The sequence below is a fragment of the Bacillus swezeyi genome, assembly GCF_030908325.1.
Taxonomy (GTDB): Bacteria; Bacillota; Bacilli; order Bacillales; family Bacillaceae; genus Bacillus; species Bacillus swezeyi.
In genome coordinates this window covers 848,968-862,927 of sequence record NZ_CP133085.1, presented here as the reverse complement: position 1 = coordinate 862,927, position 13,960 = coordinate 848,968, and the positions used below count along the sequence as shown (strand labels likewise).

Below are 13,960 nucleotides of genomic sequence, written 5' to 3'. Positions count from 1 at the left end.
GCCCTTTATTCATTTCAGCAGGCACGGCGTCCTGATGGACCCCGGCCAAGTTATTTTGTCAGAACGGCTTCTTTCACATGAGGGAGAACGGTATCCTGGTAAATTTCTGTCGGATATTTCCCTGTAAAGCAAGCCATGCATTGACCGCAATTCTCGCCTTCATACGTTCTGCCGATCCCGGAAAGAAGGCCGTCAATGCTTAGGAATGACAGCGTATCGGCGCCGATTTCCTGACGGATTTCTTCTACTGAATGAGAGGAAGCGATCAGTTCTTCATGCGTCGATGTGTCGATTCCGTAAAAGCACGGATGTGCAATCGGCGGAGAGCTGATTCTGACGTGAACTTCCGTCGCGCCAGCTTCTCTGAGCATCGTCACAATCCGGCGGCTCGTCGTGCCGCGGACGATCGAATCATCCACCATGACGACGCGCTTGCCTTCAACAACTCCGCGGACGGCGGAAAGCTTCATTCTTACGCCCTGTTCCCTGAGCGACTGGGAAGGCTGGATAAAGGTTCTGCCGACATAGCGGTTTTTGATGAGTCCGAGTTCATAAGGAATGCCCGTCGCTTCTGCATAGCCGATCGCCGCTGAAATGCTTGAATCCGGAACACCTGTGACAACATCCGCTTCAATGCCGGATTCTTCGGCCAGCTTTTTGCCGAGGTTCTTTCTGGCGCTGTGGACGTTAATTCCGTTAATATTGCTGTCAGGTCTTGAGAAATAAATGTATTCCATACTGCAAATTGTGCGGTTGATATTGATGGAGAATCTTTCTGACTGCATGCCTTCATTATTGATGATCAGCATTTCTCCCGGTTCAACATCGCGCAGATAGGTCGCGCCAACCACGTCAAACGCACACGTTTCAGATGCGACGACATACGCGTCGCCGAGCATTGCGATCGATAACGGTCTGAGTCCGTTCGGATCAAGCGCCACGATCATTTCCGTCTCCGTCATAATCAAGAAAGCGTAAGCGCCTTTCAGCATGGAAAGGGCGTTTTTAATTTGATCCTTTAAAGTGAAGTGGCCGCTCCGTTTGATTAAATGTGCAAGTACTTCTGTATCAGATGACGTCTGGAAGATGCTTCCTTGGTTTTCCAGCTGCTGTTTCAGCTGGCTGGCGTTCACTAAGTTGCCGTTGTGCGCAAGTGCCAGGCTGCCGTTATTTTGCGAATGGAAAAGGAGCGGCTGAACATTTTCAAAACCGCCGCCGCCCGCCGTTGCATAACGGACATGGCCGATCGCCCCTCTTCCTTTCACTTTTTCAAGCTCGCCGTTTTGGAAGACTTCTGTAATCAGCCCCAGCCCTTTGTGGGCAGACAGCTGTTGTCCGTCTGTCGCCACGATGCCGGCGCCTTCCTGACCTCTGTGCTGAAGGCTGTGGAGTCCGTAATACGTAATCTGCGGTGCTTCATCATGCCCCCAAATCCCAAATACGCCGCATTCTTCATTTAGTCCTTTGATTTCAGCAAGCATGGGATAGCTCCTTTCCATGCGCTTTTAAGCTCTTCTGCCTGCGCATGAATCCATTGTTTTCCTTCCTGACTTTGAATGGCAAAAATCCCGTCAGACGTCACTTCACCGATATGGCTGGCGTCTTTTACAAGCTTTTCGAAAGCCGCTTGGTGTTCTTTTTTCACAGATACGACAAAACGTGATTGTGATTCACTGAATAGTAAAGCAGGGCCGCCTTCCAGAGTGACACTGGCGCCGAGGCCGTCAGCAGACATGACGCTTTCGGCAAGCGCTACGCCGAGGCCGCCTTCTGAAACGTCGTGGGCTGATTGGATTAACCCTGAGCGGATCGCTTCGAGAAGCGCTTTTTGCCGTGCCTGTTCAACCGCCAGATCAATCACAGGCGCTTTTCCGTAAATCTTTCCTTCTGTCAGCTTTTGCAGCTCGCTTCCGGCAAACTCAGGAAGCGTTTCACCGATGACATAAATCAAATCCCCCGCTGCTTTAAACTGCTGTGTCGTAATGTGCGCTGTATCTTCGACAAGTCCGACCATACCGATGACAGGCGTCGGATAGATCGCTTTTCCGTTCGATTCATTGTAAAGAGAGACGTTTCCGCCGATGACAGGTGTGCTTAATACATTGCACGCCTCGCTGATGCCGTCAGCGGCTTTTTCAATCTGCCAGAAAATTTCCGGCTTTTCCGGGTTTCCGAAATTGAGGTTGTCTGTGACTGCAAGCGGCTCCGCACCCGAGCAGACGATATTGCGCGCCGCTTCAGCGACCGCGATTTTTCCGCCGGCTTCCGGATCGAGGTATAAATAGCGTGCATTACAGTCTGTTGTCATCGCCAGCGCTTTTTTCGTTCCGCGGATTCTGAGAACCGCCGCATCTGAACCAGGGGCGACAACCGTATTTGTCCGCACCATGTAGTCATACTGGTCATAAACCCATTCCTTGCTTGCAATTGTCGGCTGCTGCAAAAGCGTGAGAAGCGTCTCTTTCGCATCATCCACTTTTGGCGCAGGGACATCTGTTTCAAGGAACTCTTTGTAATAAGCCGGAACCGTTGAAGGCTTGTGGTAGACAGGCGCCTCTTCTGCCAGCGCATCAACCGGAAGTTCGGCAACCTTTTCTCCGTTGTGGAAAAGGCGCAGCATTTTATCATCTGTGACATGGCCGACGGCCACTGCTTCAAGATCATATTTATCGAAAATATCGATGATTTCTTGTTCACGTCCGCGCTCAATGACCAAGAGCATGCGCTCCTGAGACTCGGAAAGCATCATTTCATACGGTGTCATGCCCGTTTCCCGCTGCGGGATCAAATCAAGGTTCATTTCAATGCCTGAACCCGCTTTGCTCGCCATTTCCGCGCTCGAACTTGTCAGTCCTGCCGCCCCCATATCCTGAATGCCGACAAGGGCGTCGGATTTGATGACTTCCAGGCAAGCTTCAAGAAGAAGCTTCTCCATGAACGGATCGCCGACTTGAACGGCTGAGCGTTTTTCTTCTGAAGCATCAGACATTTCCTCAGATGCGAATGTTGCACCGTGGATGCCGTCGCGCCCTGTTTTTGCCCCGACATACATGACGGTATTGCCGACGCCTTTTGCCTGGCCTTTTTTAATATCTTCGTGGTTGATCAATCCGACGCACATCGCATTGACGAGTGGGTTACCTTCATAGCAGCTGTCAAACTGCACTTCTCCTCCGACGGTCGGAATTCCGATGCAGTTGCCGTAGCCGGCAATCCCTGCGACTACTTCTTCAAACAAGTACTTCACACGCGGTGAAGTGAGTTCACCAAACCGAAGAGAGTTTAAAACCGCGATGGGACGGGCACCCATTGAGAAGACATCGCGGATGATGCCGCCTACCCCTGTTGCGGCTCCCTGATAGGGTTCAATTGCTGACGGGTGGTTGTGTGATTCGATTTTGAACACGACCGCTTGATTGTCGCCAATATCAACGATCCCTGCACCTTCCCCAGGACCTTGAAGAACGCGTTCCCCCTTAGTCGGAAACTTTTTCAAGATCGGCTTCGAATTTTTGTAGCTGCAGTGCTCTGACCACATGACCGAAAAAACTCCGATTTCCGTATAGTTTGGACGCCTTCCGAGAATCGATTCAATCAGGGCGAACTCGTCATCACTGACACCCATTTGCTGATAGATTTTCTCTTCTTTAATTTGTTCTTTACTTGGTTCAAGCAGTAGCGACATGAGTTTCCCTCCAATTTTTCACGATAGACTGAAACAGCTTAAGACCGTCGGCGCTTCCGAGCAGAGAGTCGACAGCGCGCTCAGGGTGAGGCATCATGCCCAAGACATTGCCTTTTTCATTGACGACGCCGGCAATATCATCGACGCTTCCATTGATATTCGTTCCGTATGTGAAGGCAATTTGGTTGTTTTCTTTCAATTCGGCAAGCGTTTGTTCATCACAGTAGAAGTTTCCTTCGCCATGGGCGACCGGAATCGTAATGGCTTCCCCTTTGCCATAAGAAGAGGTAAACAGTGTTTTATCGTTTTGGACGATCAGTTCAACAGGACGGCAAATGAACTTCAAATCTTTATTGCGTCTCATTGCGCCCGGCAAAAGTCCAAGCTCCTGCAAAATTTGAAATCCGTTGCAAACCCCGAGCACCGGTTTTCCGGCTTCAGCCGCTTTTTTGACGGCCGGCATGATGTTTGCAAAGCGGGCGATCGCGCCGCATCTCAAATAATCACCGTATGAAAAGCCTCCCGGAATCAGAACACCGTCATATTCGTCAAGACTCGTTTCCGTGTGCCAGACGTATTCCGCTTCTTCACCAAGCTCATCCTTGATGGCGTGAAACATATCGATATCGCAGTTTGAGCCAGGCAACACAATCACCGCAAATTTCACTGTGCGACAACCTCCTCAACTTCATATCTGTAGTCTTCAATCACCGTGTTTGCCAAAAGTTTTTCGCACATTTCTTTGACTAGAACGTCAAGATCGCGGTCGGATTTTTCGATTGTCAGCTCCATGTATTTTCCGATGCGGACTTCCTGAACTTCTTTGTAGGACATGCTGTGCAAAGCATGCTGGACGGCACTTCCTTGAGGATCTAAAACACTTTCTTTTAAGCTGACATACACTTTTACTTTGTACATATTACATGCCTCCAAGTCTTTTGAAAATTTCTTCGTATGCATCAGTCAATCCGCCTAAGTTCCTTCTGAATACATCTTTATCAAGCTTTTCATTTGTTTCTTTATCCCAAAGCCGGCACGTATCCGGAGAGATTTCATCGGCAAGCAGAACCTGCCCGTCTGCATCAAGCCCGAATTCAAGCTTGAAATCTATCAATCTGACATCACCAGCTGCGAAGATTTGCTGAAGTTCTTCATTTACATGTCTTGCAATCGATTTGATTTTCTCCACTTGTTCAGGCTCAGCCGCTTTTAAAAGCCAAATGTGGTCTTCTGTAATGAGCGGGTCGCCGAGTGCGTCATCCTTGTAGTAAAATTCGATAATCGGCTGCCCCAGTTCTGTGCCTTCCGGAATGCCGAGGCGTTTGGACATGCTTCCGGCGACGACATTGCGGACAACGACTTCAAGCGGAATGATCGTCACTTTTTGAATGAGCTGCTCTGTTTCAGAAATTCGTTCTACAAAGTGGTTCCTGATTCCCTTCTCGTGAAGCCTTGTGAAAATCAGACTGGAAATTTCATTATTTAAACGGCCTTTTCCGTCAATCTCCGCTTTTTTTTCTCCGTTAAAAGCGGTTGCCGAGTTTTTGTATTCGACAAACAAAACATTGTCATCATCCGTCCGGTAAATCTTTTTCGCTTTTCCTTCGTATAAAAGTTCATTTTTCACAATATTCACAGAAGGCCTCCTAACCCGAATGTTGGAAATATTTCAACGTTTAGACCCCCGCCATGAAAAGGCGGGCGCCCCATTCTATGCCAAACCTAAGCGTTCAAAGATGAAGTCGACATTTTTCAAATGATAATTGTAGTCAAAGCAGTCATTGATCTGTTCTGGAGTAAGGCGCGACGTAATTTTCTCCTCAGCTTCGACAAGCTGGCGGAACGGCACCTGCTTCTCCCATGCTTCCATGGCTTTCGGCTGAACTGTGTCATACGCTTCCTCGCGTGCCATTCCGGTATCGATCAGAGCGAGAAGAACGCGCTGGGAATAGATCAGCCCTAGTGTGCGGTCCATATTACGCTTCATGTTTTCAGGGAACACGGTCAGGTTTTTCACGATGTTGCCGAAGCGGTTCAGCATGTAGTTGAGCGCAATCGTCGCGTCAGGCAGAATGATGCGTTCCGCTGATGAATGGGAGATATCGCGCTCATGCCAAAGCGGTACATTTTCATAAGCCGTCAGCATGTAGCCGCGAATCACGCGCGCCATTCCCGTCATGTTTTCCGAACCGATCGGATTCCGCTTATGCGGCATCGCGGATGAACCCTTCTGGCCTTTCGCGAAAAATTCTTCAACCTCGCGGGTTTCGCTTTTTTGCAATCCGCGGATCTCAACGGCGAATTTCTCGATGCTTGTCGCAATCAGTGCAAGGGCGGCCATATAGTCGGCGTGCCTGTCGCGCTGCAATGTCTGCGTGGAAATCGGCGCTGCCTTCAGGCCGAGTTTTTCACACACATATGATTCAACGAACGGGTCGATGTTTGCATATGTGCCGACAGCGCCTGAGATCTTCCCAACCTCAATGCCTTCCTTCGCCTGTTTGAAGCGCTCCAGGTTACGCTTCATTTCCTCATACCAAAGGGCAAGCTTCAAACCGAATGTCGTCGGCTCGGCATGCACGCCGTGTGTGCGGCCCATCATCACCGTATATTGATGTTCTTTCGCTTTTTCTTTCAATATGTCAACAAATCTCTCAATGTCCTTGAGCAAAATGTCGTTCGCCTGTTTTAATAGATAGGAAAGAGCGGTATCGACGACGTCTGTTGATGTGAGTCCGTAATGAACCCATTTCTTCTCTTCGCCAAGCGTTTCAGACACGGCGCGGGTAAATGCGACGACATCATGGCGTGTGTCCTGCTCAATTTCTAAAATCCGGTTGATGTCAAATGACGCGTTCTCCCGCAGAACTTTCACATCTTCTTTAGGGATGACGCCGAGCTCCGCCCATGCTTCACATGCCAGTATTTCAACTTCCAGCCATGCTTGGAATCTGTTTTCATCCGTCCAAATCGCAGCCATTTCCGGTCTAGAATAACGTTCAATCATTGTCCTCGTCCTCCATCTCTTTCGATCCACTTTTCGGTGATTCTCTCGATCCATTCTTGATCGGGTTTTCTTAAAAATGTCATATGCCCCATTTTGCGGCCTGGTTTCACTTCATGTTTTCCATATATATAAAGTTTCGCTTCTTTTAAGAGCTCAGGCTCTTCCTCGGCCATGTACACTTCATCACCGAGAAGATTCACCATCATCCCTTCTTTCAGAAGGTCCGTTTTGCCGAGCGGCAGTCCGCAGACGGCCCGGATATGCTGCTCAAACTGGCTTGTTTCACACAAATCGAGTGTATAATGGCCTGAGTTGTGCGGACGCGGCGCAAGCTCGTTGACAAGAAGCCCGCCGTCTTCCTTTAGGAAAAGTTCAACAGCGAGCGTTCCGACGAGCTGAAGCTTTTCGGCAAGCCGGACAGCCAGAGCCGCTGCTTTTTCCTGAATCGCATCATCAGCTCTTGCAGGGACGATGCTTTGAAATAAAATATTTTGTTTATGGATGTTTTCAGCCGCCGGGAATACGGCTGTTTCTCCGTGTACTGATCTTGTCACGATCACAGACAATTCCATTTTGAAAGGAACCCAGCTTTCCAAAATACAGTCCCCATGCTGCAAAAGAGCCGCAGCTTCTTCGATTTGAGCTTTTTCCTTGATCACATACTGGCCTTTTCCGTCATACCCGCCGCGGCATGTCTTCAGCACAGCCGGAAGTCCGAGCACTGATACGGCCGCTTCAAGTTCGGCCTGATCATGAATGATCTTGTATGGCGCCACTTTGCAGCCAGCTGATTCAATCCCCTTTTTTTCCGTCTCCCTGTTCTGCGTGAGGAGCAAAAGCTCGCTTCCCTGAGGCAGATAAGCATGTTCCTTCAGCCAGTTCAGTGCATCATAGTCAATATTCTCAAATTCGTAGGTAATGACATCGCTCGCTTCGGCAAGCTTCTGTATCGCTTCTTTATCATTGTAGGCCGCCGTGATCTCAATATCGGCGATCTGGCCGCAGGGCGAAGAAGGCACGGGGTCGACCACCGCTATACGATAGCCCATTTGCTTTGCCGCGACTGCCATCATTTTGCCAAGCTGGCCGCCGCCGATAATGCCGATTGTCGCACCAGGAAAAATCGTTTGTTTATACAAGCTGATCACCGCTTTCCAAAACGGTTTGTCTCATGTTTTCTCTTCGTTCATTCAATGCTAGAGCGAGTTTCTCATCAAAAGCGGAGAGAATCTGCGCCGCAAGGAGTCCGGCATTGACAGCTCCGGCTTTCCCGATTGCAACGGTTGCGACCGGAACACCTCCGGGCATTTGTACAATGGATAAAAGCGAATCAAGTCCATTCAGCGCTTTTGACTGCACAGGCACACCGATAACAGGCAGCGTTGTTTTGGCTGCAACCATTCCCGGCAGGTGTGCTGCGCCCCCCGCTCCGGCGATGATGACTTTCAAGCCTCTTTCCCGTGCTGTTTCGGCATATTCAAACATGAAATCAGGCGTCCGATGAGCGGAAACAACCTTTTTTTCATACGGAATCTCAAGTTCCTCAATGATGTCGCATGCATGCTTCATCGTTTCCCAGTCAGATGTGCTTCCCATAATAACACCAATAAGAGGCTTCATATTTTTTGTCCCACCTTTAGCTGTCATTCTTTGCAAACAAAAAGCCCGGCATGCATTGCATTTGAAGGAAGCAACACAAACCGGGCATGGCGCGTGTATCGTCAGTTAGTCCGCTTCTCGCGTTTTCCATGTCAGTTTATTGTCCACTTTCCTGCATAGTCCGACGATTTACGGTCATCGGGTAGAGACTTATGGGCCATATTCCCAAGATTATATGAGGTCGTGTTTTCATGTCATGTTTATCTTAACAACGGACTGTGATAATGTCAACGACATTATCGAACGATAGTATATTTTGTTGTTTTAATGTTCGGATTTAGAGTAATTTCCCTTCAAATATAATTTTTCTTCCGCACGGAATGACCTGAATCGTTCCATTTTCTTTCTTTTCTTTGAATACAGGTTCCTCCATTCGGCGCACCGGTGTGTAGCCTTCTTTTTGCATTTGGCTTAAAACGGTTTCAATCGTTTCGCCTTCTGTCACTTCAAAGCGCTTTTTCTTTGGCTTTGTCATTACTCTTTAATTCTCCTTTTCTTCACGGCTTTTACCCAGAAACCGCCGTGTATCGTTTTCGGTTCATAGGAAATGATAAATGCTTTTGAGTCGATCGATTTGATTGTTTCGTACAATTGCAGCTCATATCTTCTCGGCGTCAAGATCTGTATCGCCGTCCTGTCTCCTTCAAGTCCGCCGACCACCCAATGGGTCACGCCATAGCCTTTTTCCCGAAGCTGTTTCGGCAGATCCAGATCAAGCTCTTTCGTAATGGCGTTTACCGTAATATAGCCGAGAGCGAGCTTTTCTTCGATTTTCGTGCCGACGATAATTCCAATCCCAAATCCGGCCGCATAAGCGATCACATTTTGGATTTGATTTAAGTTATCTAAAACCAGTCCAAGCCCGATGACATAAACCAGCATTTCAATTGTACCGATAAAAGCAGCAAGATACCGCTGTCCTTTAAGTGTCAGTATCATTCGAAGGGTTAAAAATGTCACATATATAATGTTAATAGCCAGAATGATGCCAACCATACCCACACCCTGCAGAAGTGCTGTGTGAAGCAATTGCAATCCCTCCTTTAGATCCAAAGCAATCATATTCTACTAGAGAAATTCTGCATATACAATCCTATAATGGCCCTGCTTCACCACAAAATTTTTCGACAATCTCAACAGTCGATTCCGCATATGAACAGTTTACCCTTTTTCCTATAGTTTCAAAGCTTTCATTCCAATAAAAAAAGACGTTCTTTTAAACGTCCTGTCAGAGCACATGTTTAGGGCGGGCTTTCCATTCACCTCGGCCATCTGCGCTTTTCTTTTAAAGTGTGGTGTTCTTTCACAGACGTTTTAGCGTGTACGATGATAGATCGTCCGGATTTGGTTTTGGTTTGCCGCTCCAGTTTAATGAAGAAAAAAAGCCGGTTCTGAAAAAACCGGCTTTCAGCCTCTTCAGACCGGAATCAGCGATGATAACAAATAACCGGCCATGAACTTCCATGTTGCACCCGCATATATCAATTCGATCAGCAGGACGGTAAAGACACAATACATTAAATCGATCCGCGTCTTTTCGCTTTTTTCATAAATCGATTGAATCAGGAAAAACGTTCCGAAGGCCATTCCCAAGAACATCAAAATCGAAAGAATCACCGTCATCGTTGTCACATTGACAATCGCGAACATCATCCACAGTGCGGCCGGGATGATCAACGGAACTAAAAGAGAGCCGTATTTCGCCGCCGTTTCATAAAAAGAGATGTTAAACCTCATCATAAACCTTGATACAGCCCAAATTGCCGCAACCGCCCAAAACATGAAAATCATGCAATATAAGAAAACAACAAAAAACACTTCAAAGAATGGGACAGATACGCCAAAACCGAGGACTCTGCCGCGTCCCGCGAGGAGCTGATAAAAGTTTCCGAGCGAAAAGAATACAGCCAAAAGCGTCATGGATATAACGGAATACTTAAAATAAGTCCGGTCATACTCTTCAGCTGCACGCACAGGAGATCTCAACACATCCAGCACAAAACTGAAATAGCGGAACAAAGCGGCAATCACGCTTTGCATAACCGTTTTAGCTTTTGACGCAGATGCGTTTGTCTCCTTACTCTTTCTCGACTTCCGCGAGTTTCTCGACATCCTTGATGCGGGTTCTTGTTCTATATCTTCTTCATTTCTGTTGCGCTGTTCTTCAATCATATAAGCAACTCCTATTCTATTCAAAAGCTTTACATTATGAAAAGCACTTATATAAATTACATAAGCTGTGTGAAACAGTCAAGACAAACCCCTATTTTAGAGCATAGATAGAGCAGCCCTTATATATGACGAAAAACCGGAACCAAAGGTTCCACTTTTCAATTTTTTCCACATCAAAAAAGCCCCTGTTCATTTGCTGAACAAGGGCTTTTCCAATCAATTTATTTCAAGAAAATGAAATAACATACGAATACGACAAACAGTCCGTACATAATCGGATGGATTTCTTTTGCTTTTCCTTTAAAGATCATCGTGATCGGATAGAAAATAAATCCGATGGCAATTCCGGTGGCAATACTGTACGTAAGCGGCATCGCAACCATTGTTAAAAATGCGGGAACCGCAATTTCAAACTTGGTCCAGTCAATTTTATTGAGGTTCGCCACCATCAGCACGCCGACGATGATTAAAGCAGGTGCTGTCACATGTGACGTGATCACGCTCAGAACAGGCGAGAAAAACAGTGATAGCAAGAACAGCACACCTGTAACAAGCGCCGCAAATCCAGTCCGTGCTCCGGCGGCTACTCCTGCACTTGATTCAACATAAGCCGTCGTTGTCGATGTTCCAAGGATCGCCCCGGCGACGGTTGCGGAAGAATCGGCAAGCAAAGCCCGTCCCGCACGCGGAAGTTTATTTTCTTTCATCAAACCGGCTTGTGAAGCAACGCCCACCAATGTACCGGCCGTATCAAAAAAATCAACGAATAAAAACGTTAAAATAACGACAAGCATTTGCACTGTAAAGATATCGGGAAGATGCATAAAGGCTTGTCCAAATGTCGGCGCAAGACTCGGCACAGCCCCGACGATTTTTTCAGGTACATCAATCAGGCCAAAGATCATGCCGACAACCGATGTAATCAGCATTCCAAAGAAAATGCCGCCATTTACGCGCAAAACCATTAAAATCACTGTGATGATAAGTCCGAATACAGTCAGCAGAACGGGGCCTGAATGAATATTTCCGAGCGCTACCACCGTATCGGGATTCGCAACGATAATTTGTGAACCTTGCAGCCCGACAAAAGCGATAAACAGCCCGATCCCCGCTCCAACGGCCATTTTCAGCTCATACGGAATCGAATTGATAATTCTTTCCCGCAAGCCTGACAACGATAAGACGATAAAAATAAGTCCTGACACCATAACGCCGGCCAGAGCCGTCTGCCATGGAATCTGCATCGTCAAAATAACAGAAAAAGCAAAGAAAGCGTTAAGCCCCATGCCCGGCGCAAGCGCAATCGGATATTTCGCGAGCAGCCCCATGATAAAACAGCCGACAGCAGCCGCGACGGCAGTTGCTGTAAAAACGGCGCTTTGATCCATTCTCAATGCATCCGGGAAATTTTCCACCGACGCCAGTGAAAGGGTAAGCGGGTTGACGATCAAAATATATGCCATGGACAAAAATGTGGTGAGTCCGCCGATTATTTCTCTCCGATAATTTGTGCCCAATTCTTCAAACTGAAAGAAACGCTTCAAAATGGTATACTCCTCTCAATTTTCTGTCGTTTTTATTGTTTCATAAACCATTGCTTTTAAACAAAAAACGCCCCAATTGGCGGGACGCTTGACTACGGCATATTTCATACTGAAAAAATGTTTTTTTCACGAACAAAATATTGTATACAAGCGTAGTCAAGCCATTTACGGTAGCTTGGTAGAAACTTATGGGCCATATCCCCATGATTATACGACAAGTCTTTTTTAAATTACTATACTATTGTAACAATACCTCACGTGAAACACAATATAAAAGCGAACGTTACTGGATACAAAGTTTGTTTTGTTCGTTATCTTTCCAAATTCTGACCGTTTTTCTTTTAAAGATAACCCCGCCATCGTTGCCAAAAACCATACTACACCATTTTCTCTTTTTATGATATTGAACCATCTCTTTAGACTGTTTGCCATAATGTTTTTAACGTGAAAGGGTCTTATCAGATAAAGCATAATGGCAAAACAATTTGGTGGCGTTTCCAGCAAAAATAGCTACTCTTATTAACGGCTTTTTTAAAATCCATATAAAGAAAGGCGAAAAACATATTTCATTTTTTACTCACTCGGATTTTAAGTAAAAAAGACTTCAAACCCTTAGGGTTTAAAGTCCTTTGCCGTTGATGTTCATATGCTAGTATAAAAACATTTTACATTCCATGTGATTTTGTTGCATCTACTTTTGAACGTTTGCTCTTATCAAGAAGCTTTTTTGCTAAAAATAAAGCTGGAATTCCCGAAGCTGTCGTTACAAAAAGGATGAAGAATATATAAATGGACCCGTTAACTCCAAAATAGGAAAGAAGCATTCCGCCCAGCCATGGCCCAATTACATTTCCTAAACGGTTAAAGCCAGTTGCTCCAAAATATGTACCTTTTAAACCTGGTTTTGCAATTTCATCCACCAACATATCGACCATTGAAAAAATCAAAACTTCCCCTATTGTGAAAAATATAACGATAATACCCCATATGACCGGATTAGCTGAAAATGAAAAGAACAGCAAACTGAAACTAATAAGCATATTCCCAAGAATAATTGAATGAATCGGCGGGAACTTTTTCATAGCATTCACAATAGGATATTGAACGATTAGGACAACAATTGCATTCAGAACCAAAAGCCATGAAAATACGGTCACCCCGTCCTCCATTTTGGCAGCAAAATATTGCGGTAATGTTGTAGAAAAGTGCGCGTATCCGGATATTGATAAAATCACTCCAAATAATGTGATAAGAAATACCTTGTCTTTTCTTGTCACATGAAAAGCCGTAGCAATCGTCGTTTTATCTTCTTTTCGGTTATTCTCGTCTATGTTAAATTTCCGGAATGAAAATATGAGAGACAGACCGTAAAGAAAATATGTAAGACCTGCGATCAGAAAAGGGAGAGCCGTTTTGGCAGCTCCCAGACGAAGGCCTATAAGCGGACCGAAAACCACGCCTATATTGATCGCAGTATATCGCAAATTAAACATCTTCAAACGATTTTCTTCTTTGCTTATATCGGATAACAAGGCTCTAGACGCCGGTTCAAAAATTGACTGACATAGCCCATTAAGCGCATTGATGACAAAAAATGCGATTATACTATTTGCAAAAATAAAGCTTGTGAATACAAAAGCCCAACAAAATACAGACGTTATCATCACAATTTTTCTGCCAAAAAGATCAGACAAATAGCCGCCGTAAAAGCTCATTACAATTCCAGCAAGAGAACTTACTGATACAATGATGCCAGTCAAAGCTGGAGATACACCTTTGACTTGTGTAAGGTATATAGAAAGGAAAGGAATACTCATCGAAACTGACATTCTGCTAAACAAGGTTCCCAAAATGATATTCCAACCCACAGGATGAATCCTTAATTGTTTCATT

General features: G+C 46.0%; 13 protein-coding genes and 2 riboswitches. All 13 genes read right to left on the bottom strand.

The annotated features are described in order from the left end of the window. Positions 1 to 50 precede the first annotated feature (50 nt). The 13 genes from purF to RBH91_RS03960 all read right to left on the bottom strand — a co-directional run bounded on the left by purF (position 51) and on the right by RBH91_RS03960 (position 13,959). Positions 51 to 1,481, bottom strand: a complete 1,431-nt coding sequence (purF, locus tag RBH91_RS04020) for an amidophosphoribosyltransferase (RefSeq protein WP_076763781.1) — start codon at positions 1,479 to 1,481, stop codon at positions 51 to 53. After that, a complete protein-coding gene (purL, locus tag RBH91_RS04015) occupies positions 1,457 to 3,685 on the bottom strand; it encodes a phosphoribosylformylglycinamidine synthase subunit PurL (protein WP_307893554.1) in 2,229 nt (742 codons plus the stop codon). Before purL ends, purF begins: the two co-directional genes overlap by 25 nt. Then, positions 3,669 to 4,352, bottom strand: coding sequence for a phosphoribosylformylglycinamidine synthase subunit PurQ (gene purQ, locus RBH91_RS04010; protein WP_076763755.1), 684 nt, complete (start codon positions 4,350 to 4,352; stop codon positions 3,669 to 3,671). The genes purL and purQ overlap by 17 nt, the downstream gene beginning before the upstream one ends. Further along, positions 4,349 to 4,603: a phosphoribosylformylglycinamidine synthase subunit PurS gene (gene purS / locus RBH91_RS04005; RefSeq protein WP_046130445.1), complete on the bottom strand. Its 255-nt coding sequence runs from the start codon at positions 4,601 to 4,603 to the stop codon at positions 4,349 to 4,351. Before purS ends, purQ begins: the two co-directional genes overlap by 4 nt. 1 nt (position 4,604) lies before the next feature. Beyond that, positions 4,605 to 5,321, bottom strand: a complete 717-nt coding sequence (gene purC, locus RBH91_RS04000; RefSeq protein WP_307893553.1) for a phosphoribosylaminoimidazolesuccinocarboxamide synthase — start codon at positions 5,319 to 5,321, stop codon at positions 4,605 to 4,607. A 75-nt stretch (positions 5,322 to 5,396) separates the two neighbouring features. After that, positions 5,397 to 6,692: an adenylosuccinate lyase gene (gene purB / locus RBH91_RS03995; RefSeq protein ID WP_076763749.1), complete on the bottom strand. Its 1,296-nt coding sequence runs from the start codon at positions 6,690 to 6,692 to the stop codon at positions 5,397 to 5,399. Next, positions 6,689 to 7,831: a 5-(carboxyamino)imidazole ribonucleotide synthase gene (gene purK, locus RBH91_RS03990; protein WP_307893552.1), complete on the bottom strand. Its 1,143-nt coding sequence runs from the start codon at positions 7,829 to 7,831 to the stop codon at positions 6,689 to 6,691. Before purK ends, purB begins: the two co-directional genes overlap by 4 nt. After that, positions 7,824 to 8,312: a 5-(carboxyamino)imidazole ribonucleotide mutase gene (gene purE / locus RBH91_RS03985; protein ID WP_076763745.1), complete on the bottom strand. Its 489-nt coding sequence runs from the start codon at positions 8,310 to 8,312 to the stop codon at positions 7,824 to 7,826. Before purE ends, purK begins: the two co-directional genes overlap by 8 nt. 136 nt (positions 8,313 to 8,448) lie before the next feature. Beyond that, a riboswitch (purine riboswitch) is annotated at positions 8,449 to 8,550 on the bottom strand. Between the two features lie 78 nt (positions 8,551 to 8,628). Next, positions 8,629 to 8,826, bottom strand: a complete 198-nt coding sequence (locus RBH91_RS03980; protein WP_076763743.1) for an NETI motif-containing protein — start codon at positions 8,824 to 8,826, stop codon at positions 8,629 to 8,631. Beyond that, the gene (locus RBH91_RS03975) at positions 8,826 to 9,413 is read right to left on the bottom strand and encodes a DUF2179 domain-containing protein (RefSeq protein ID WP_404802470.1); all 588 of its coding nucleotides are present in this window, start codon (positions 9,411 to 9,413) and stop codon (positions 8,826 to 8,828) included. Before RBH91_RS03975 ends, RBH91_RS03980 begins: the two co-directional genes overlap by 1 nt. 354 nt (positions 9,414 to 9,767) lie before the next feature. Then, a complete protein-coding gene (locus RBH91_RS03970; protein ID WP_307893551.1) occupies positions 9,768 to 10,523 on the bottom strand; it encodes a DUF6574 domain-containing protein in 756 nt (251 codons plus the stop codon). Between the two features lie 221 nt (positions 10,524 to 10,744). Continuing rightward, a complete protein-coding gene (locus RBH91_RS03965) occupies positions 10,745 to 12,067 on the bottom strand; it encodes an NCS2 family permease (protein WP_307893550.1) in 1,323 nt (440 codons plus the stop codon). A gap of 133 nt (positions 12,068 to 12,200) precedes the next feature. Continuing rightward, positions 12,201 to 12,302: riboswitch (purine riboswitch) on the bottom strand. A gap of 430 nt (positions 12,303 to 12,732) precedes the next feature. Continuing rightward, positions 12,733 to 13,959 (bottom strand): MDR family MFS transporter, encoded by a 1,227-nt coding sequence (locus tag RBH91_RS03960; RefSeq protein WP_076797418.1) that lies wholly within the window; start codon positions 13,957 to 13,959, stop codon positions 12,733 to 12,735. Position 13,960: the final 1 nt, after the last annotated feature.